The following is a 19,928-nucleotide window of genomic DNA, read 5'->3' on the forward strand; positions in this document are numbered from 1 at the left end:
GGCCGGACCGAGCAGCCGCCGGCTGCCGGGCGTGGCCCGGCTCGCGCCGATCGTCGGATCGGCACGGCGTTCTGCCTCAGCACTGGGACGAGTGTGAGCGCTAACAGAGATGAGTGTAGATTCATTGGCCCGATCTGGTCTACCTCGACGGCAGCCGCGCCCTCAGCTCGCCAGGGCGCGGGCGCGAAGCCGCCAGGTGTCGCTGAGCGTGATGCCGACCAGGACGCCCGCCGCGGCGACCGTGACGAGGACGGGGTCGAGCAGCATCAACACGGGCGTCGCGCCCACCAGCAGCGCCAGCCAGGCCAGGCGCGACTTCGGTAGCTGGCCCAGGAGTACGTACTCGGAGTTCATCCGCCCGATCACGAACAGGACCGGCCCACCGGCGATGAGGACCACCCAGCTCGCCGGGGTGGTCCGCAGGGGCTCGTGGAGTACGAGGTCCACCCCCGCCGACGTGGCGATGACCCCGGTCACCACCAGGGCGTAGACGTACGGCGCGAGGTACACCGAGTGGCGTGGGCGCGAGTGCGCCGAGCGGTCGACGAGCTTGTTGCTCTGCAACACGTAGATCTGCCAGAACAACAGCGCCGTGAGGATCGCGGCGGCGAACGCGACGGCGCGGGCCGGGGTGTACGGGGTGCTGCCGAACGTCAGCGTGGTCATCAGGGTCAGCTCGCCGAGCGCCAGGATCGCGATCTGCTGATAGCGCTCGCCGAAATGGACGCTCAACTGGCTGTACTGCTCCAGCGGTATCCGTCCGCGCAGTGGCGTCGGGTAGCGCAGCGCCGCCGCCAGGTAGTCGATCGCGAGCGCGCCGATCCAGAGGCCGGTACGCCAACCCGGCTCGGCGAGGCCGCCAGCGACCCACAGCACGCCGGACACGACGAACCAGAAGAGGAAGCGCTCCTCCCGCGCGTGCGCCCGGCGTGGACGCAGCGCGACGATCAGCATGATTCCCCGGGCCAGGTGGAGGCCGACGTACGCGGCGGCGAAGAGGAGGCCCCGCCCGTCGTAGGCCCCCGGTAGGGCGACCGCGAGCAGAGACACGCCGACCATCGTGCCGACGACCACACCCTGGACCGCCCGGAGCTGCGGCTCGTAGAACTCGGTGGTGTTCACCGTCACCGACCAGGTCCACCAGGCGGCCAACAACAGGACGAGTCGCTGCCCGAGCCCCGCCCAGGTCGGATCATTGGCCAACTGCATCGACAACTGCGCGAACACGGCCACGTAGAAGACGTCGAAGAACAACTCCAGGAGGGTGGCCCGAGCCGACGAGCTGGGTTTGCGTCGTGGCCCGGTCGGGTCCGCCCTCGTCATGGCTTCGCCGCCCCCGCTGCCGTCGTCCGCCCACGCCGCCGCGACGACGCCGGACATCCGGACCGAATGGCGCGCGGCACACGGCTACCAACGAGTGAGCCCGTCGAGGGATACCCCCGATGGGGCGCGTACGACGGCGGTGGCCCTGGTCACTGACCCGTACGACCGGTCTGTGGCACGGTGCAGGGCAACCGTCGCCGTACCGATAGAGGGCCCATGCTCCCCAGGACCGCCGAGCCCCACCCGCCGTCTCCCGTCGTCGAACTGTGCGACGTGACGTTCCGGCGGAACGGCAAGCAGATCCTGCACGGCATCGACCTCACCGTGGGCGAAGGCGAGCACTGGGCGCTGCTCGGCCCGAACGGGGCGGGCAAGAGCACGCTGTTGGGATTCTGCGGTGCGCTGACCCACCCGACCTCGGGGACCGTACGGATCCTCGGTCAACGACTCGGCCGCGTCGACCTGCAGCAGCTCCGCAGGGCGATCGGTCACGTGAACCCCCGTCATCCGCTGCGGTCACCTTTGACGATCCGGGAGGTCGTCCTGACCGGGCTCGTCGGGTCGATCGACCTGCCGCCGCGTTGGCAGCCGACCCGGGACGACCGTGACCGGGCGGATTCCCTGCTGGGCATGTTCGGGTTGGTCGACCGGGCCGACGAGCGCTGGCCGACTCTCTCGCAGGGCGAGCGCGGCCGTGCCCTGATCGTCCGGGCGCTCATCAGCCAGCCGCGACTACTGCTGCTGGACGAACCCTCGACCGGTCTCGACGTCGCGGCCCGCGAACAGTTGCTCGAGACCATCGACCTGCTCCGCGAGACCCACCCCAGCCTCGCCTCGATCATGGTCACCCACCACCTCGAGGAACTTCCGGCGACGACCACCCACGCCATGCTGATCAACGGCGGCAGCGTGGTCGCCGCCGGCCCGGCCGACGAGACGGTCACGACCGCGCAGGTCTCGGCGGCCTTCGCGCACCCCATCGAGGTACGCCACGAGGACGGGCGCTGGGCGGCCCGCGCCGGGTCCGTCCGACGGGCGGCGGTCGCCACCGGCTAGAACCAATTCGGGTACGCCTTCGGCGTGAACGGCCGATCAGATCTGGCGGGATGGCGGCGAAGCGGTAACCCACGGCGACGATCCCCCCAGCTCGACAACCGCTGGTACAGCAGGCTGCACTTTCCGCCGCGGACGCTGCCGAGGGTGCCCACCGTGACCTATGTTGGCGCGGGAGGTGGGCGGCGATGGCGTACGTGCGAGGCCGGTTCCGGGCATCCGTCGACGCCCTCGAACACCTCGTCGGCGGGCTCGGCACCGCCCTGCTCGCGTTGGGCGCGCTGCTGTGGGCGGCGGTCGTGGCGCTTGTCTGCCTGACCGGACTGGGCCGAGGATTGGTGCCCGGCGCACTGCGCGCGGTGCGTTCGGTGGCCGATCGGGAGCGCGCCCGGCTGTCCCGCTGGGGCGCGCCGATCCCGGCACCGGGGCCGGTGCAGGAGGGGCTGCGGGAGGCGGCACGTGATCCGTTCGTCCGCCGGGAAGTCGGCTGGATCATGCTGCACTCGGTCATCGGACTGCTGTCGGGGCTGGTCGGCCTCGCCCTGCCGCTCAACGCCCTCCAGGAAATCACCTTTCCGCTCTGGTACCGGCTGGTCGCACCCGAGGACGGCGCTCCGGGGATCGTCTGGTGGCGCGTGGACGAGCTGTCCGAAGCGCTCCTGGTGGGCCTGCTCGGGGTGGGCTGGCTGGTCGCCGCGATCGGGTTCGGTCCGGCGCTGGCCCGGGTCCAGGCCTGGCCCGGCCGGTTGCTGCTGCCTCCGCCGCCGGGGATCGACCTGTCGCTGCGGGTGGCCGCGCTGACCGCCACCCGGGCCGCCGCGCTGGACGCCCACGCGCTGGAGCTGCGCCGCATCGAGCGGTCGCTGCACGACGGGACGCAGAATCGGCTGGTCGCGGTCAACGTGCTGCTGGGGGCGGCGCGGCGGGCCGTGCGGCGTGACCCCGACCGCGCCGACGAGATCCTCGGGCAGGCGCAGGACGCGGCGGAACAGGCCCTCGGCGAACTCCGTACGGTGGTGCGGGGCATCCTGCCGCCGGTGCTTGACGATCGAGGTCTTGCCGGTGCGCTGGCGGGCCTGGCCGCGAGTTGCGCGGTGCCCTGTCGGCTCACGGTCGACGTTGCCGTCCGCTGCGCGGCATCGGTCGAGGCCACCGCGTACTTCGTGGTGGCCGAGGCGCTGACCAACGTCGTCCGGCACAGCGGCGCGAGCCGGGTGGACGTCGCCGTCCGTCGTGAGCAGGGCCAGCTACTGGTGACCGTCGAGGACGACGGGCGCGGCGGCGCCGCCGAGGCGCGTGGCTCCGGGCTCACCGGCATCCGCCGGCGGGTCGAGGCGTACGACGGGCGGATGGCACTGACCAGCCCACCGGGAGGACCGACGAGGATGCGTGTGGAGCTGCCGTGCGGATCGTGATCGCGGAGGACGACCCGCTGCTGCGCGAGGGGTTGGCGCTGCTGCTGCGGGCGGAGGAGTTGGACGTGGTGGCCACGGCGGGTACGCCGGGCGAGTTCCTGGTCGCCGTCGACGAGCACGCGCCGGACGTGGCGATCGTGGACGTACGGATGCCGCCGACCCACACCGATGAGGGCATCGTGGCCGCGGTGGAGGCCCGGCGACGTCGCCCGGGCCTCGCGGTGCTGGTCCTCTCGGCGTACGTGGAGCAGGCGTTCGCCACCGAACTGTTCTCGGTGGGCGCCGTCGGCCTCGGCTACCTGTTGAAGGAACGGGTGGGCCGGGTCGAGGAGTTCCTCAGCGTGCTGCGCCGGGTCGCCGATGGCGGCAGCGTTATCGACCCCGAGGTGGTGGCCCAACTGCTCGCCCGCAACCGGCGGACGGACACGGCGCTGGGCGAGCTGTCGCCCCGCGAGCGCGAGGTGCTGGGACTGATGGCCGAAGGGCTCGGTAACACCGCGATCGCCGAGCGGCTGTTCGTCACCGACGGCGCGGTGCACAAGCACATCCGGAGCATCTTCGCCAAACTCCAGCTGCCGCCGGACGACCGCGCCGACCGTCGGGTCACCGCGGTGCTGCGTTACCTCGACGGCGGGCAGCGGTAGCCCCGGAACCGCCTGCCCGGCGCCCCCGCGATCAGGGCACCGGGCAGGCGGCGGCGATCAGAGGGAGATCCGGTCGAACTTCTCCCAGCTGCTGATCGACGTCCGGTTGGCGATGAGGGGCTTGGTGCCCTTGCTCTCCGCCACCACATATCTGCCGTTGGCCGCGGCGCGCAGGCTGATCGTGCCGTCCGAGTTGTTGACGATGGTGAACTTCTCCCACGTGCTGACCTTGGTCCGGTTGGCGATGAGAGGCTTCGTTCCCTTGCTCTCCGCGCTCACGTACCGACCGTTGGACCGCGAGCGGAGCGCGACGTAACCGCCGCCGGCACTGATCACGTCGAACTGCTCCCACCGGGCAACGGTGGTGCGGTTGGCGATCAGCGGCTTGGTGCCGGCGCTCTCGGCCACCACGTAGCGCTTGTTCGCCCGCGAGCGGAGGGCGACGGGAGGCGCGGCCACCGGCGTGCTGGTGAGCTTGGTGAGCGCCGCGTAGGTGCCGTTGAAGACGTTCTGGCTGTAGTTGCCGGGCTGGCTCGGGTTGCCGGCGGCGTACTGCCAGATGGCCTCCGTGGTCCAACCCGCCGGCAGTGGCGGACGAGCCGTGGTGTAGCCGGCGATGTCCAACGGGTTCGCGCCGAACGACGCGTTCTTGCCGGTGCAGGGGTTCCAGTAGTTGGTGTTCGTGTAGATCATCGGGGGCCGGCCAATGCGGGCCTTGACCTGGTCGGTGAAGGACTTGATCCAGTTCGACATCTCGGTCGGGGTGAGCCCGTAACAGGTGGGCGCTCCGCTCCAGTACGGCCACTCGATGTCGACCATCGGCACGAGGGTCTGACCGTCCTTGGCGAACTTCGCATTGTCGACGAAGAAGTTGGCCTCGTTGATCGGGTCGCGCTTGTCCGGCCGGGTGAAGTGGTACGCGCCGACGAGAAGTCCGGCGTCCTTGGCGGCCGCGTAGTCCTCGGCGAAATACGGATTGAGGTACGTCCGACCTTCCGTAGCCTTGACGTAGGCGAACTTGACGCCGCTTGCCGCGACGGCCGGCCAGTTGATCGGGCCGAGGTTGTGGTCGTGGCTGGAGACGTCGATTCCCCGGACCGTGTAACCCGCTGGGATGGCGGCGCTCTTGGCCATCGCGGAGCTGCGCGCGCCCGGGGCGATGCCGGCGTTCGCCCGGCCACCACCGTCGACGGAGGGGTCGGCGGCCTGCGCCGGCTGTGTCACGCCGAGCGCCGTACCAACGGCGAGACTGGCGGACATCAGCACGCAGAGCAGTCTTCTAGGCATGGTGAGGTGGGGTTCTCCTTGCTCGCGAGGTCAATTGACCATCGGCGTGGGCCCGGAGAGTATCCCTTGTCGACGATGGGTCGCGCTGTCCTGCGCACCGAATTCAGATCATCGGCACCTGCGTCGAGCCGTACGGTGGACATTTGGTTTCGCCTTTCCCCATTCGATTCGCAGGTGATCACCCTGTTCGCGGCACGGGTGCGACAGGACGAGGGCATGCTCGTCATTACCGCGAAGCGAACCAGGGGGAACTCTCTTGACGGAGAACACGGCTGACGGGGAGCACAAACCCGGTGAGCTCAGCACGGTGCTGACCGTCGTGGCCGTCGGGATCGCGCTGGCCGTGGCCTTCGTGGCCTCGTACACCCTGGCGTTGGACCGACCGCCGCCGAACCGCATCCCGACGGCGCTCGTCGGGGACGCGACTGCCGACGCGGGGGTCGCGCAGGAGCTGCGGTCGCGCATGCGCGGCGCGCTGCGGTACCAGAGCTACCCGACCGCCGGAGAAGCCCAGCGCGCCATCGAGCGACAACGGGTCTACGCGGCGCTGGTGGTGGAACCCGGCCGGTCGCGGCTGCTGGTCGCCAGCGCCGCCGGCAACACACTCGCCCAGGTGCTGCGCAACGCCGCTCTACAGCTCAACGAGCAGGGTGGTCGGGAACTGCTCGTGACGGACGTCCGGCCGCTGCCCGACACCGACCGTTCGGGTCTGGCCGCGTTCTACGTGATGATCGCCGCGACCCTGCTCGGCTTCCTGACGGCCCTGCAACTGCGGATCAACGTCGGCCGGGTGCCGCTGCGGACCTGGCTCGCCATTCTCGCCGGCCTCGCCGTCGTGGGCGGGATCGCGCTGGCGGTCACCGTGGGTCCGATCCTCGGGGCGCTTCCGGCGCCCCTGCCGGCCCTCTGGGGTACGTTGGCCGCCCAGATCGCCGTCACCGGCCTGTTCAGCACGCTGATGGTGATCCTGATCGGCCGGTGGGCGGTGGTCCCGACGTGGCTGATCTTCATCGCGATCGGCAACGCGGCCTCGGGCGGTGCCGTGGCGACCGCTCTCCTCCCGCAGCCGTACCGGACCATCAGCGTCATCCACCCGAACGGGAGCGTCATCGCGCTGTTGCAGACCACGTCGTACTTCCCCGAGGCGGTGGGCGTACGACCCGCGCTCGTCGAGGCGGCGTGGCTCGTCGGCCTGCTCGGACTCGTCCTGCTCAGCGCCAGATTGGTGCGCGACGGCCCGCGCTGGAAGTCGTCCTCGTGAGCTGCGCCGCCACGAGGGCGGGCCCGGCTGTGCCGGGCCCGCCCCGCGGGTGGTGGATCAGGTCAGCGTTGCAGGGTGAGCAGGCCGGGGCGGTACGGCAGCAGGCCGTAGTCGACGCCGTTGGAGGAGGGCGATCGGCCCTGGTAGAGCAGTTGGAGGTTGCAGGGGTCGACGGTGAAGGTCTGGTCGGCGCTGGTGCGGATCAACTCACCGTGGCTGATGTCGTTGGTCCAGGTGGCGCCGCTGTTGGCCTTGCCGGCGAAGGGGTTGCTCTCGGTGGCGGCCTGGGGGGTCCAGCTGCCGTTGAGGCTGGTGGCGGTGAAGGAGCGGAAGTAGCGGCCCTGGCCGCCGATGGCCTCGACGATCATGAGGTACTTGTTCTGGCCGCGGAGCTTGTAGACCTGGGGCGCTTCGAAGAGGTTGTTGGTGGAGTCGCTCATGATGGTCGTGTAGCTGGAGCCGAAGCTGCTGGGGAAGTTCCCGATCGGCATGCTGGCGCGGTAGATCTTGCCGTTGTCGCCGGCGAAGAAGAGGTACATGTTCTGGTCGTCGGCGATCAGGGTCTGGTCGATCGGGCCGGTGCCGGAGCCGGTGATGCTGCCGGTGAACAGGGTCTGGGCAGCGGACCAGCCGTTGGCGTTGGTGGGGTCGGTGGAGGTGCGGTAGGAGAACGCGGTGCCACCCCACTGGTAGGCCAGCACCCAGATGTTCTTGGGCGCGAAGTAGAACAGGGTCGGCGCGACGGTGCCGCTGTTCATGGTGTTCTGGCTGGCCGAGCCCATCTCCGACCAGTTGGTGAACAGACCGAAGTTCATCGAGCCCCAGCGGGTGCCGAAGTCATGGGTCGTCGCGTAGACGAGCTGGCGGCCGTTGTAGGGGGCGACGGTGAAGTCCTTGAGTGACACCCAGCCCGACTTCGGCTGCGCCAACGCCCCGGTCGACGACCACCGGTACGACGACGGCAGGTTGCACGTGTTCGGCGGCGGCGTCGTCGGTGGCGGCGTGGTGGGTGGCGGCGTGGTGGGCGGCGGGGTCGTCGGCGGCGGAGTGGTCGGTGGCGGCGTGGTGGGCGGCGGCGTGGTGGGTGTGGTGCCGCCGTTGCAGGTCACGCCGTTGAGCGCGAAGCTCGTCGGTGCCGGGTTGCTGCCCGTCGTGGAGCCGTTGAACCCGAACGACGCCGTGCCGTTGGTCGCGATCGAACCGTTGTAGCTCACGTTCCGCGCGGTCACCGCCGCCCCGCTCTGCGTCAGGGTGGTGTTCCACGATTGCGTGATCGTCTGCCCGGCGCTGTACGACCACGTCAGCGTCCAACTGCTCACGGGATCGCCGAGGTTCGTGATCGTGACGTTGGCGCCGAAGCCACCCGGCCAGTCGGACGACACGGCGTAGTTCACCGAGCAGCCCGCCGCGGCCGCGCCGGCCGGCAGCGCCACGGCAACCGTCGCCGACGCCAGTAACGCGACACCGGCCGAGACGACCCCGAGATTGGTCGGTCTGAATATGGTCATCGAGCACCCTCCTGACGGGACGGCGGCCTCCACATTCGTGGGAGTGATTGTTAGGTGAGCGTTAACAGCCGCTTCGAGTATGTTACGGGAGCGCTCCCAAACCATCAACCTCGATGTCTCGCCGACACGTAAACGACCTCATCACCTCGCTGACCAGGGCTTCAGCAGGTGGCTACGGTTGCCGGCCGGGCAGGGTGCGGGCACCGGCCACTGCGGACCGGGTGGTCGACAGAGCGGATGATGGGGTGCCGTCGCTGTTATCGATAACATCTGCTCGTCACGCCACCTCAACAACCGGTCGCAGCGAAAACAACCTGCCGCGGCGAGCACAGCGGGAGGTCAGAGCCAGACGACGATGCCGGTCAGGCCGTTGAGCACGGCGGCCACGCCGGCCCGGATGGCGGCCGCGCAGCGCTCGGCGGTGAACGAGCCCGCGTCGTACGTCGAGGACATGCCGAGCCCTTCACCGCGGAACGACGCGCCCTCCCAGTCGACGGCGGTGACGTTGTGGGTGGGCTCGGCCAGCTCGGCGCCCACGACCAGGAACCTCTCGTCCAGGTGGTTCGGTGTGACCAACGCCAGCGGGTCGATCAGGTCGTTGCCCGCGGTGACGATGAGGTCGGCGTTCATGCCGATCGCCTTGCTGATGCCCGCCACGGCCTCGTGCGGATCGCCGACGACGACCGTGCGCAGGTCGAGGTGCTCGTCGTCGGCCCAACTCCGTACCGCCGTCACGAGGGCCTTGGTGGGCGCGTCCGCGCCGGCGGTCAGCAGCACCACCCGGTAGTCCTTCGACGGGTGCACGTCGGCCCACGAACCGGGCTTCGGCGTGATGGTCGCCTCCGGCGCGGGCGTCGCGGCGGTGTCGACGAATCCCGGGCCGAGCGTGCCGAGCGCGCTCGGCGTGGGACGGGGTTGGGACCAGTCGTCGCCGGAGCCGCAGCCGGCGAGGAGTACGGCGGTCGTGGCCAGCAGGGCGACGGCCCGAAACGGGGGGCGCAAGGTGATCGTCCTTCTCCGATGACTGAGGCAGGTGCGGGTACGACTCGTATTCCTATCCCAGATCCGGCGGCCCGCGATCCGCGAGCGGCCGCTGCGGATATTTGTTCGCCATCGGTTCGTCGGCGGGCGGGTTCTTGTTCACCCGCGACGTGCAGCGTGCACTGGCCAACCGAGGGGAACCGCATGCTGGGGCATATCCGTCGTACCGTCGTCGTCGCCGTTGTCGCATTCGCGGCGACGGTGCTTCCGTTCTTCAGCGGTGGAGCGGCGTTCGCGCACGGCTTTTCGTCGACCGTGTACGCGAAAATCTCCGCCGGAGACGAGGGTCACATCCGCGCCGAATTGGGCCTCGAATACGACCTCCTCGTGGTGTCGGCCGCCGACTCCGGCGACGATGACCCACTCTTTCGGGTCGGAACCGCCGCCTTCGAGGCGGGGGACCCGGACGCTCAGGCCGCCGCGCTGAAGGCCCACGCTCCGACGGTCCTGCGCTACGTCGCCGACCGGCTCTCGGTGACCGCCCGTGGCGCGGCCTGTCGGCCCACCCAGGTGGGCGACGCCACGGTGAGCGTTCGGGACGGCGTGCCGTACGCGAACCTGCTGCTCGACTGGACCTGTTCCGAGCGGGTCGCCGAGCACGAGGTGCGCAGTGGTCTCTTCCCGGACGACGAGGCGTACGTCAAGGGCACCAAGACGATCGTCACCTACCAGATCGACGGCCGGTCGGGCAGCGCCGCGCTCGACGCCGCCAACCCGTCCTTCTCGACAGCCCAGACCGCCTACCAGCGGTTCGGCGAGTTCTTCCTGTTGGGGGCCGAGCATCTGCTGTCCGGCATCGATCACATCCTGTTCCTAGTGGCGCTGATCGCCGGATCGCGGCGTCTGCGGGAGATCGTGCTCGCGGCCACCAGCTTCACCCTGGCGCACTCGGTGACGTTCCTGCTCGCCGCCCTCGGCCTGGTCGACGTGCCGGCGAGGGTCGTGGAGCCGGTCATCGCGCTGTCGATCGCCGTCGTGGCCGGCTGGCACCTGTGGGGGATCTGGCGGCGTGGTGACCACGCGACGGATCTGGAGACGACCGGACGCGGTCACCTCAGCCTGGACCGCCGGGGGTGGATCCGCCTCGGTGTCGTCTTCTGCTTCGGCCTCGTGCACGGGCTGGGCTTCGCGGGCGCACTCGGCATCGACGAGGCGTGGTCCTGGACGCTGCTGTGGTCGCTGCTGGTGTTCAACGTGGGTATCGAAGTCGTCCAGTTGGCGATTATCGCCGCCGTCTTCCCACTGTTGTTCGTGCTGCGCCGCCGTGCGCCGAAAGCGGGTCTCTGGGCGACCGGTGTGGTTTCCGCAGGGGTGTCCATCATGGGCCTGATCTGGTTTGTTCAGCGCGTCACCGGCTCGTGAGTACGGCTAACCAGTTCGTGAAGTGCAGCCGCTCGCAAGATCACGTTAATGATCGGTTCACCGGCCGACGAAAGCTTTGGATTCGCTTCCCCGTGCTCGGGGAGGAACAATCCATTTCTCTATTCGAAAAGGGAACAATGTCGATGACATTGAGCACCTCGACACGGGCCGCCGGGCTCGTGCGGCGGCGCGTTGTCGCCGGGGTCGTGGCCGGATTCCTGGGAGTGGGCGTGGCCCTCGGCAGCGGTGTGCTGACCGCCGCCAGCGCCGCCGACCCCACCACGGTGTCCGGCATCGTCCTCGGCGTCGGCGCCAACGAGACCCAGCGCATCGTGTCCTGGTACTCCTCGGCCGACACCGCCCAGAAGATCCAGCTCGCCCCGACCGCCGAGATCGTCAACGGGGAGTTCCCGGCCAGCGCGATCAGCTTCGACGCCGTCGGCGCCGCGAACACCTCCACGACCGGCTACAACCGGCACGCCACGATCAGCAACCTGCGTGAGAACACGGCGTACTCGTACCGGGTCGGCGCCGAGGGAAGCTGGTCGCCCACCTACGCCTTCAAGACGCGGGACTTCGAGGGCGACTTCGACTTCCTGTTCTTCGGCGACCCGCAGATCGGCGCCTCCGGCGACGTCGCGCGGGACCAGGCCGGTTGGGCCGAGACCCTGAAGGTCGCCACCGCGGCGAACCCGAACACCGAGCTGCTGGTCTCCGGCGGTGACCACGTCGAGTCCGCCAACGACGAGTCCCAGTGGAACGCGTACCTCTCCCCGGACCAGCTCCGGCAGTACCCGACGGCCGCCACCATCGGAAACCACGATGTCGGCGGCAAGTCCTGGGAGCAGCACCACTTCACCCCGAACACGGACCGCTCGGCCCAGTACTACAACGGGGACCAGTCGACCCGCTCCGGCGGTGACTTCTGGTACGTCTACAAGGACGTGCTGTTCATCGACCTGAACAGCAACAGCTACGTCAACCCGGCCGACGGCTCGCTCGGCGGCGACGCGGCGCACGTCGCGTACGTCTCGGACATCGTGAAGAAGCACGGCTCCGAGGCGAAGTGGAAGGTTCTCGTCTACCACCACTCCATCTACTCGGCGGCGAGCCACTCCACCGACGCGGACAACAAGAACCGCCGCAAGGACTTCACGACCGCGTTCTCCGATCTCGGCATCGACATGGTGCTGCAGGGTCACGACCACGTGTACACCCGCAGCTACTCGATCAAGAACGGTCAGAAGGAGAACCCGGCTGAGAAGCCGGGGGCCGCCGACGTGTTCCCCGGCCCGGGTGGCGTCCTCTACGTGACGGCGAACTCGGCCTCCGGCTCGAAGTACTACGACATCAAGAAGCCGGACGGCTCCGGCACCGGCGTCGAGGGACTCGGCCCGGACCCGCTGAACCCGAGCAACTACTGGTTCAACTCGGTGGAGAACCAGGAGCACGTCCGCAGCTACGTCAAGGTCGGGGTCAAGGCCGACAAGCTGGTGCTCCAGAACATCCGCAGCGGCACCTGCGCGGCCCCGAACGCGGCCGTCGAGAAGGGTCTGTCCTGCGGCAACACCGCCGAGGGGCAGCCGGTCGGCTCGATCGTCGACAGCACCACGATCCACCCGTACCACGGTGACGGTCAGGCCATCCAGGTCAACGTGCCCAACCCGGCGCCGGGTGAGTTCGGCTGGACCATCGACGGCTACAACGGCCTGGTCGACCTGGGCACCGCGCAGGAGCGCAACGGCAGCTACTTCGAGGCGACCGGCAAGATCAACCCGATCCTCGTGTCGGACAGCCGTCGATCGCTCGCCCCGTGGTCGATCTCGGCCAGCGTCGGCGACTTCTCCGACGCCGACAAGACGTTCTCCGGCTCGTACCTGGGCTGGACCCCGTACGTCCTCGACGCCGGCGCGGGCGCGGCGGCCGGCGCTCCGGTCCTGTCGTCCCTCGACGACCAGGGCAAGGGCCTCTCGGTCTCCAGCGGTCTGGGCGCGGCCGTGCAGGGTCACCCGCGCGGCGGGGCCAAGCTCGGTGCCGACCTGGACCTGAAGATCCCGGACAGCATCGCGAAGGGCAGCTACCGCACCACCCTCACGATCACTGCCCTGAGCAGCTGATCGAGCCTGTTCCACCGGGCGGGGTAGGCACCTTTCGGGGCCTACCCCGCCGCCGGTTCACCCACCACCAAGATCACTTCGAGGACCTGAGATGCGACCGTCCGTAACGCGCTGGAAGACACTCCTTCGTACGACCGTGCTGTCCCTGCTCGCCGCCGTCGCGGCGGCCGGCGTCGGCGGCGGCCCCGCCCTGGCGGCCGACGGCAACGTCGCCTGGACGGTCCGGACGGCCTCCAACAGCTACGGCGAAGCCCGGTCCAGCTACAGCTACAACGTCAATCCCGGCGGAAACGTCGAGGACGCCATGGTGGTGGCCAACCGCGGCCCGGCGCCCCTGACCCTCGCCGTTTACGCCGCCGACGGCTTCACCACCGACGCGGGGCAGCTCGACCTGCTGACCAGGGACAAGAAGTCCGTGGCGGTCGGCGCCTGGGTCAAGCCGAGCGCCGGCAGCGTCGTGATCCAACCTGGGAAGACCGCCCAGGTGCCCTTCACCATCGCCGTTCCGACCAACGCCACGCCCGGCGACCACGTCGGCGGCATCCTGACCGCGCTGACCCAGGCCGACCAGGCCGAGGGCATCAACGTGGACCGTCGCCTCGGCATCCGGATCACCCTGCGGGTGGGCGGCGAGCTGAAGCCGACCCTCGCGGTCGAGAACCTCCACGTCAGGTACGACGGACCGGCCAACCCGATCGGCAAGGGCGACGCGACCGTCTCCTACACGATCCACAACACCGGTAACGCCGCCCTCTCCGCCAAGCAGTCGGTGTCGGTGTCGGGGCCGTTCGGCGTCCTGCGCGCGCGGGCCGGTGACATCGCCGCGCCGCCGCAGTTGCTCCCGGGCGAGAGCTGGGACGTGACGGTGCCGGTGCACGGCGTCGCGCCCGCCGTCCGGCTCGCGGCGACCGCCACCGTCACCCCACTGCTCACCGACGCGTCGGGCTCCACCACCCCGCTCACGCCCATCGAGGCGACGGCACACGGCTGGGCCCTGCCGTGGACGCTGGTGTTGGCGCTCCTCGTGCTGATCGCCGCCGTCGTCGGCGCGTACCTGTACCGCCGCCGCGGCCGGGCGCGGCGCAAGGCCCGCGAGGACGCCCGGGTGCGCGACGCCGTCGAGCAGGCACTCCGTGGCCCGCAGCCACAGACCTCCTGAGCACTCGACGAGCGGGCGTCGCCCTTGTGGGTGAACGGCGGCTGGCATCCGGTCGGACCCGCCCGTGAGGCGGCATGCTGCGACGGTGACGCCGGCCCGGAGAGGAAGCCCCCATGGTTGACGCGGACGTGCCAGAGCGGATGCAGGCCGCGGCCCTCGACGAGTTCGGCGGGCCGGAGGTGATCACCCTGCGCAAGCTCCCGGTGCCCGAGGTCGCCGCCGACGAGGTGCTGATCAGGGTCCTGAGCGCCGGCGTCGGGGTGTGGGACGCGTACGAACGGCAGGGCCTGTTGGTGCCGGAGGGCTCGTCCCTCCCGATCGTCCCGGGCTCCGACGGCGCGGGGACCATCATCGCGGCCGGCGACCGGGTGACCGGCCTCGCGGTCGGCGACCAGGTCTACGCCTCCGCCACCACCCGGCCCAAGGGCGGCTTCTACGCCGAGTACGCGGTCGTCAAAGCCGAGTACGTCGCGAAGCTGCCCGACGGCGTACCCGCCGAACACGCCGGTGCCATGCCCACCGACGCGCTGACCGCGCTGGCCGGGTTGGACACCCTCACCCTGCCGGCCGGCGCCTGGCTCCTGATCTTCGGCGCGAGCGGCGGTCAGGGACACCTGGCCGTGCAGTTGGCCAAGCGGCAGGGCCTCAACGTGATCGCGGTGGCCTCCGGCGCGGACGGCGTGGCGCTGGTGACCCGGCTCGGCGCCGACGTGTCCCTGGACGGCCACGGCGACCTCGCCGAGGTGCTCACGACGATCCGGGACGCGGCCCCGGAGGGAGTGGCCGGCATCCTGGCGATGGCCGGCGGCGAGACGCTGGACCGGTTGACCGAGACGCTGTCCGACGGCGGAGTCGTGGCGTACGCCCACGGGGTGCGGCCGGAGCCGAGCGAGCGCTCCGGGATGACGGTTCGCGCGTACGACGGCGTGTCCAACCCCGGGCAGTTGCGGCGTCTCAACGAACTCGTCGAGGCCCGCCCGTTCGTGGTGCACGTGGCCGAGAAGTTCCCGTTGGGCAAGGTGCGGGAGGCGCACCAGCGCCTGACCACGTCGTACTCCGGCAAGCTCCTGCTGACGATCGCCTGAGGGTCAGGCGGCGCGCTGCTGCGGCACGCGTACCGACGCCATGCCGGCCGCCGTCGCGGCCTGGATGCCCAGGTCGGTGTCCTCGAAGACCAGACAGGCCTCCGGGGGTACGCCGAGCTGCCGGGCCGCGAGCAGGAACGCCTCCGGGTCGGGCTTGGCCCGCGTGTAGTCCTCGGCGCAGACCAGCACGTCGAACCGGTCCAGCAGGTCGAGCGCCTCCAGGGACGCGGTGACCGCGGCCCGGGTGCTGCCGGAGACGACGGCGAACGGCACCCGCCGGTGCGCCTCGTGGATGTGCGCCACCACCTCGGGCACGGCGGCGACCTGCGGCAACAGCTCCTGGTAGATGCGCTCGCGGTTCTCCACGACGGTCGCCACCGGCATCGCCAGGCCGTGCCGCTCGTTCAACGCGATGATGATGTCGGCGGTCGGCCGGCCACCCCAGGCGTAGAAGAGGTCCTCCGGAAACTCGCAGCCCCACTCGTCGAGGGCTCGCTGCCAGGCCACGTAGTGCAGCGGCATCGAGTCGACGATGGTGCCGTCGCAGTCGAACAGGTACGCGGCGAACTCACCGGGCGGCAGAGGCAGAGTCACCGGGGAAGGGTAACCGTCAGGGACGGGTTGCCCGCGCCGGGTCGGCCCGTTCGTCTCGCCGGTCGAACCGCCGTTCGTACCAGGTGACCGCGATCAGGAGGACGGTCAGCACGGCGAGCGCCGCCAACGGCGCGAGGGTACGACCGACCGGCAGCATGGCCAGCGGCAGCAGCGCCGCGACGACCTGCGCCGGATGGACGGCACGTACGGTCAGTCGACGGAGCACCAGCCTGCTGAGCAGGTAGACGGTGACACCCCCGTAGAGGGCGCCCGTGGCTGCCCAGCCCAGCGGGCCCGAGTCGGAGGGGTCCGCGGCGAGCCGGTCGATCACCTCCTCGATGCCGAGCGCGAAGTAGATGGCGCCGACGATCAGCGGGGTGTGCCCGATGCCGTAGGCGTCGCCGGCCACGTCGGCCCGTCGGTCGGGGGGCACGTCGCTGACGGCGGCCCGTGCGGCGGGAGCCAGCCGATCGAAGTAGAGCCACCACAGGCAGATCGTGCTGACGAGGCCGAGCAGCGCGGCCGCCACCGCCGTACCGACCGGCGTCATCGTCCGTGGCCCCGCGCCGGCGGAGATCAGCGACTCGCCGAGGGCGATGATGAGCACCAACCCGAACCGCTCGGTGAAGTGGTCCACGCTGCGCAGCTGCCACGGGTGGAAGGTGGACGCGAGCCGCGAGCCACCGATGTCCACCAGCAGCGCGGCCGTCCAGAGCACCGTCTGGGCTGTCCCGCCGAGCAGCGCCCCGCCCACCAGCGGAAACCACGCCAGCACCACGGGCACGCGGAAGTAGCGCAGCGTCGGGCGCAGCGACGGGATCGGCACGCTCACCCAGGCGAGGATCACGAGCTGGACCGCCCGGACGACCACGTACGCGAGCGCGAGGGTCAGCGGCGCGTCGACGAGCCCCGGACCCTGTCGCCACGCGTCCGGCAACACCAGGGCGGCCACGAAGATCGCCGCCATCGCGACCAGGGTCGCTCCGCGGACCAGGCCGACGTCCGCGCGGACGAGGTTGCCCACCCAGGTGTACGGCCCCCACGAGTAGAGCAGCAGCAGGAGCAGGAGCAGTCCCTGGGCCAGGGTGAGCAGCGCGGTCGGCGGCTGCGCCATGAAGGCGATGACCCGGGTGAGCGCGAAGACGAAGACCAGGTCGAAGAAGATCTCGAACATCGTCGTCCGGTGCGTGGCACCCACCACGACCGGACGAATTCCCCTCATCCTGGCATTCTGCGCCCTCGGTGGACCGTCTCGGGTCTCCCCGTCACAACGGGAAGACCCGAGACGTCCGCGTCAGGCCGGCGCGTCCGTCCGGCGCCGGCTCCGCTCGGCCCGCCGGCGCACCTGTTGGTACGTCCCGGTCAGGCCCATCGCCCGGCGTACCTCCGTCAGGGTCTGGCGTACCTCCTGCCGGGTGCGCTCGGTGCCCTCGACGATCAGTCGGTCGACCAGCCCTCGGTCGGCCTCGATCGCTGCCCGGCGTTCCCGGATCGGGCTCAGGAAAGCCTCCAGGACCTCGACCAGGCGCTCCTTGACCGCCACGTCACCGACCTGCCCGGCCCGGTAACGCCGGGCCAGGTCGTCCACCTCCGTACGGTCCGGGTTGAACACCTCGTGGTACGCGAAGACCGGGTTGCCCTCCACCGTTCCCGGCACGTCGGCCCGTACCCGGTTCGGGTCGGTGTACATCCCGCGCACCTTGCGGCGCACCGTGGCCGTGTCATCGGACAGCGCGATGCTGTTACCCCGGCTCTTGCTCATCTTGGCGACGCCGTCAGTGCCCACCAGGCTGGGGTTGTCGGCCGGGATCAGCTCGGGCACCGGAAAGACCGGCCCGTAGAGGTGGTTGAACCGCCTGGCGATCTCCCGGGTCACCTCCACATGCGCGGCGTTGTCCCGGCCGACCGGCACGACCTCGCCCTTGACGCAGAGGATGTCCGCGGCCTGGAGCACCGGGTAACCCAGCAACCCGTACGGCATCTCCTCCTTGCCGGCGTCGCGGGCCATGTCCTTGAGTGACGGCACCCGTTCCAGTCGGGGCACGGTCACCAGGTTCTGCAGGAGGGTGTTCAGGTCGCCGACCTCGGGAATCGCCGACTGGAGGTAGAACGTGGCACGCGCCGGATCGACGCCGGCGGCGAGGATGTCGGTCACCATCTCGCGGGCGTTGCCGGAGACCTGGTCGATGTCCTCCCGGCGGTTGCGGGTGGTGAGCATGTGCAGGTCCGCGATGATGAAGAAGCTCTCGTACCGCTGGTGCAGCCGCACCCGGTTGGCGATGCTGCCGACGTAGTGGCCGAGGTGCAGGCGGCCGGTGGGCCGGTCGCCGGTGAGCATGCGTGCGATGGACATGAGGATGTGCCTTTCGGGCAGGTAGGTGGGTTACGCGTTGGGCGCGCGCCGAGCGGGGCGAACTCACCCTTCGGTCGGCGGAGGACAGGGCTCAGCGAGCCGTCCGCCATCGCGCGCCGGCGCGGTACCGCAGACCACCGGCACGAAGTAGGTCCAGAAGTTGCTCCCGGCCGTCGCCGGAGCTGGTCAGGGACGCGGACACGACGCGGTGCGGGAGACCGTCGACCACATCGACCGCCTTCGGTACGCAACTGCCCGCCCTGACCACCAGCTCAGATTACCCGTGGCGCTGCTCCGGGGGTGGCACCTGACGGTCCGCGTAGTACCTGCCGACGCGGTCCCGGTACTCCGGATCGAACGACGCCGGGTCGAACGGCGGCGCGTCCCTGATCTCCTGCCGGGTCCGGTCGACGTGCACGACCCGGTCCAGGTGGTCGACGCGCTCCACGGTGCCCGCCGGCACCAGCACCTTCTGACCGAGGATCCACGGCCCGGTGTCCACCACCAGGTGTCCGGCATCCGTCTCGTCGCTCGCCTCGTCGATGGTGCCGATACGTCCGTCGCGGGCCTGCACGTGGTAGCCGACGAGGTCGACCGGGGTACCCGGACCGGGGGCGTCCGGACCGTCGTGCCCGCCGTCCGGGTCCTCGGACGGGCCGGTCGAGGGCGTGGCCTGTGTGTATCCGCCGGCCAGCGCGGACGGATCGCGCCAGGCCCAGGGGTTGAAGATCGAGGGTTGCACGGGTCACCTCCCTGTCCTCCCACTCAATGCCCGGCCCGCGGATGCGGGAAACGAGGGCCGGCTCTCCCGCCGGACGGCGGTCAGTGTCGGAATCGGCGGTGCCACCTCCGCTGACATACTCGGCAGTCATGGTGCTGTCGCGCGGGTGGTCCGCCTTCCTGGTCGGGGTCGGGGTCTGGACCTGGGTGATCTGGCCGAGGTTCGCGGTCGCGATCTGGCAGGACCCACGGTCGTGGGCGTCCGCCACGGTGGGCGACGGCGCGCCGACCAGTTTCCTGTGGGTGCACGCGCTTCTGATCGCCGCGTCGCTGGCCATCGGCACGACGGTCGGGGTGCTCGGCATCCGCGGTTGGCTGGTCGCTCGCCGAGGCGGAACGTCCTGAGCTGCGTAAACGCGTATCCGGCGCGAGTGTGACGCGGGACGCTACCCCCCGATTTGACGATCAAACCCACGGACGCGTAACTTTCTCTCTGCCAGCGCGGAACGGGGCAAACAGGGCGAAAGTCCTGAAGCCACGAACCGGGCCGGCAACCGGGCCAGCTAGGGGTTCGCTCCTGGAGGCGCGGTTCGGGCGGTGCCCACCTGATCTGCCGGGAGGCGGATTTGGTGCGGCGGAACCGACCGGGTAAGGTTCACGACCGGCAGGGCACCGGGCGCGACTGTGGGAGACCACAGCGGCCGGTCTGCCAAATCCGACGACCTGACGCAGCGGTTCGCTGCTGCGTGAGTGCGCCGGGACCAACCCGCACGAAGCACGACAGACCGGCACACACCGGTTTGACACGGCCGAGACGGTGAGGTAACGTAGTAAAAGTGCCCGGCGCGAGAGCGACGGGGACACAGAACGAAAAGCCCCGGGATGGGGCCCACGGGTTGGGCCTGCTGATCGGTGTGTGGTTGTTCTTTGAGAACTCAACAGGGTGCTTGTAAAGCCAGTGCCAATTATGATTTATACCCCGGACTGGCAGCCTGCTTTTGGTGGG

17 protein-coding genes are annotated in these 19,928 nt (G+C 70.1%); 9 read left to right on the plus strand and 8 right to left on the minus strand.

What is annotated here, in order from left to right:
• Positions 1-162: 162 nt before the first annotated feature.
• Complete coding sequence (locus ACIBTX_RS06150) at positions 163-1,323, minus strand: low temperature requirement protein A (RefSeq protein WP_396832109.1); 1,161 nt, start codon at positions 1,321-1,323, stop codon at positions 163-165.
• A 216-nt stretch (positions 1,324-1,539) separates the two neighbouring features.
• On the opposite strand from ACIBTX_RS06150, the gene ACIBTX_RS06155 reads away from it, so the two are divergent.
• The 3 genes from ACIBTX_RS06155 to ACIBTX_RS06165 all read left to right on the plus strand — a co-directional run bounded on the left by ACIBTX_RS06155 (position 1,540) and on the right by ACIBTX_RS06165 (position 4,435).
• Entirely contained in the window at positions 1,540-2,379 is an 840-nt protein-coding gene (locus ACIBTX_RS06155; protein ID WP_357171814.1) for an ATP-binding cassette domain-containing protein, read from the plus strand.
• A gap of 185 nt (positions 2,380-2,564) precedes the next feature.
• Positions 2,565-3,791 (plus strand): sensor domain-containing protein, encoded by a 1,227-nt coding sequence (locus ACIBTX_RS06160; RefSeq protein ID WP_357131744.1) that lies wholly within the window; start codon positions 2,565-2,567, stop codon positions 3,789-3,791.
• A complete protein-coding gene (locus ACIBTX_RS06165; RefSeq protein WP_357131747.1) occupies positions 3,779-4,435 on the plus strand; it encodes a response regulator transcription factor in 657 nt (218 codons plus the stop codon). The genes ACIBTX_RS06160 and ACIBTX_RS06165 overlap by 13 nt, the downstream gene beginning before the upstream one ends.
• 57 nt (positions 4,436-4,492) lie before the next feature.
• On the opposite strand, the gene ACIBTX_RS06170 is transcribed toward ACIBTX_RS06165, so the two are convergent.
• Positions 4,493-5,722: a GH25 family lysozyme gene (locus ACIBTX_RS06170; RefSeq protein WP_396832111.1), complete on the minus strand. Its 1,230-nt coding sequence runs from the start codon at positions 5,720-5,722 to the stop codon at positions 4,493-4,495.
• 256 nt (positions 5,723-5,978) lie between these two features.
• Between ACIBTX_RS06170 and ACIBTX_RS06175 the strand changes: the two genes are divergently transcribed.
• Positions 5,979-6,983 carry a hypothetical protein gene (locus ACIBTX_RS06175; protein ID WP_357131753.1) on the plus strand — a complete coding sequence of 335 codons (1,005 nt, stop codon included), beginning with the start codon at positions 5,979-5,981 and terminating at the stop codon, positions 6,981-6,983.
• A gap of 62 nt (positions 6,984-7,045) precedes the next feature.
• Here ACIBTX_RS06175 and ACIBTX_RS06180 read toward each other — a convergent pair whose 3' ends face one another.
• Positions 7,046-8,491: a non-reducing end alpha-L-arabinofuranosidase family hydrolase gene (locus tag ACIBTX_RS06180; RefSeq protein WP_357131756.1), complete on the minus strand. Its 1,446-nt coding sequence runs from the start codon at positions 8,489-8,491 to the stop codon at positions 7,046-7,048.
• 339 nt (positions 8,492-8,830) lie between these two features.
• The gene (locus ACIBTX_RS06185) at positions 8,831-9,493 is read right to left on the minus strand and encodes a hypothetical protein (RefSeq protein WP_357131759.1); all 663 of its coding nucleotides are present in this window, start codon (positions 9,491-9,493) and stop codon (positions 8,831-8,833) included.
• 183 nt (positions 9,494-9,676) lie between these two features.
• Between ACIBTX_RS06185 and ACIBTX_RS06190 the strand changes: the two genes are divergently transcribed.
• The 4 genes from ACIBTX_RS06190 (at position 9,677) to ACIBTX_RS06205 (ending at position 15,255) form a co-directional block, all read left to right on the plus strand.
• Positions 9,677-10,894, plus strand: coding sequence for a HupE/UreJ family protein (locus ACIBTX_RS06190; RefSeq protein WP_396832112.1), 1,218 nt, complete (start codon positions 9,677-9,679; stop codon positions 10,892-10,894).
• 143 nt (positions 10,895-11,037) lie between these two features.
• Positions 11,038-13,011 carry a metallophosphoesterase family protein gene (locus ACIBTX_RS06195; RefSeq protein WP_357131766.1) on the plus strand — a complete coding sequence of 658 codons (1,974 nt, stop codon included), beginning with the start codon at positions 11,038-11,040 and terminating at the stop codon, positions 13,009-13,011.
• A 91-nt stretch (positions 13,012-13,102) separates the two neighbouring features.
• Entirely contained in the window at positions 13,103-14,170 is a 1,068-nt protein-coding gene (locus ACIBTX_RS06200) for a WxL protein peptidoglycan domain-containing protein (RefSeq protein ID WP_357399075.1), read from the plus strand.
• A 113-nt stretch (positions 14,171-14,283) separates the two neighbouring features.
• Positions 14,284-15,255: an NADP-dependent oxidoreductase gene (locus ACIBTX_RS06205; protein WP_396832113.1), complete on the plus strand. Its 972-nt coding sequence runs from the start codon at positions 14,284-14,286 to the stop codon at positions 15,253-15,255.
• 3 nt (positions 15,256-15,258) lie between these two features.
• Here the strand turns inward: ACIBTX_RS06205 and ACIBTX_RS06210 are convergent, their stop codons facing one another.
• From ACIBTX_RS06210 to ACIBTX_RS06225, 4 genes are all read right to left on the minus strand, one after another.
• Positions 15,259-15,849, minus strand: coding sequence for an HAD family phosphatase (locus tag ACIBTX_RS06210; RefSeq protein ID WP_357131775.1), 591 nt, complete (start codon positions 15,847-15,849; stop codon positions 15,259-15,261).
• Positions 15,850-15,865: 16 nt separating this feature from the next.
• Positions 15,866-17,071, minus strand: coding sequence for a low temperature requirement protein A (locus ACIBTX_RS06215; protein WP_396832114.1), 1,206 nt, complete (start codon positions 17,069-17,071; stop codon positions 15,866-15,868).
• A gap of 72 nt (positions 17,072-17,143) precedes the next feature.
• Positions 17,144-18,202 carry a tryptophan--tRNA ligase gene (trpS, locus tag ACIBTX_RS06220; RefSeq protein ID WP_357131781.1) on the minus strand — a complete coding sequence of 353 codons (1,059 nt, stop codon included), beginning with the start codon at positions 18,200-18,202 and terminating at the stop codon, positions 17,144-17,146.
• Positions 18,203-18,479: 277 nt separating this feature from the next.
• Positions 18,480-18,944 carry a PRC-barrel domain-containing protein gene (locus ACIBTX_RS06225; protein ID WP_357131784.1) on the minus strand — a complete coding sequence of 155 codons (465 nt, stop codon included), beginning with the start codon at positions 18,942-18,944 and terminating at the stop codon, positions 18,480-18,482.
• A 128-nt stretch (positions 18,945-19,072) separates the two neighbouring features.
• Here ACIBTX_RS06225 and ACIBTX_RS06230 point away from each other — a divergent pair, with 128 nt between their 5' ends.
• The gene (locus ACIBTX_RS06230; RefSeq protein WP_357131787.1) at positions 19,073-19,327 is read left to right on the plus strand and encodes an SCO4848 family membrane protein; all 255 of its coding nucleotides are present in this window, start codon (positions 19,073-19,075) and stop codon (positions 19,325-19,327) included.
• Positions 19,328-19,928: the final 601 nt, after the last annotated feature.

It is taken from the genome of Micromonospora sp. NPDC049359 (assembly GCF_044466585.1).
In the GTDB taxonomy this organism is placed as follows: Bacteria; Actinomycetota; Actinomycetes; order Mycobacteriales; family Micromonosporaceae; genus Micromonospora.

What these genes read in the sequence shown, in the direction of transcription:
- ACIBTX_RS06150 (WP_396832109.1), bottom strand. Translation starts at nt 1,323, where the DNA reads ATGACGAGGGCGGACCCGACCGGGCCACGACGCAAACCCAGCTCGTCG.
- ACIBTX_RS06155 (WP_357171814.1), top strand. Translation starts at nt 1,540, where the DNA reads ATGCTCCCCAGGACCGCCGAGCCCCACCCGCCGTCTCCCGTCGTCGAA.
- ACIBTX_RS06160 (WP_357131744.1), top strand. Translation starts at nt 2,565, where the DNA reads ATGGCGTACGTGCGAGGCCGGTTCCGGGCATCCGTCGACGCCCTCGAA.
- ACIBTX_RS06170 (WP_396832111.1), bottom strand. Translation starts at nt 5,722, where the DNA reads ATGCCTAGAAGACTGCTCTGCGTGCTGATGTCCGCCAGTCTCGCCGTT.
- ACIBTX_RS06180 (WP_357131756.1), bottom strand. Translation starts at nt 8,491, where the DNA reads ATGACCATATTCAGACCGACCAATCTCGGGGTCGTCTCGGCCGGTGTC.
- ACIBTX_RS06190 (WP_396832112.1), top strand. Translation starts at nt 9,677, where the DNA reads ATGCTGGGGCATATCCGTCGTACCGTCGTCGTCGCCGTTGTCGCATTC.
- ACIBTX_RS06195 (WP_357131766.1), top strand. Translation starts at nt 11,038, where the DNA reads ATGACATTGAGCACCTCGACACGGGCCGCCGGGCTCGTGCGGCGGCGC.
- ACIBTX_RS06200 (WP_357399075.1), top strand. Translation starts at nt 13,103, where the DNA reads ATGCGACCGTCCGTAACGCGCTGGAAGACACTCCTTCGTACGACCGTG.
- ACIBTX_RS06205 (WP_396832113.1), top strand. Translation starts at nt 14,284, where the DNA reads ATGGTTGACGCGGACGTGCCAGAGCGGATGCAGGCCGCGGCCCTCGAC.
- ACIBTX_RS06215 (WP_396832114.1), bottom strand. Translation starts at nt 17,071, where the DNA reads ATGAGGGGAATTCGTCCGGTCGTGGTGGGTGCCACGCACCGGACGACG.
- trpS (WP_357131781.1), bottom strand. Translation starts at nt 18,202, where the DNA reads ATGTCCATCGCACGCATGCTCACCGGCGACCGGCCCACCGGCCGCCTG.
- ACIBTX_RS06230 (WP_357131787.1), top strand. Translation starts at nt 19,073, where the DNA reads ATGGTGCTGTCGCGCGGGTGGTCCGCCTTCCTGGTCGGGGTCGGGGTC.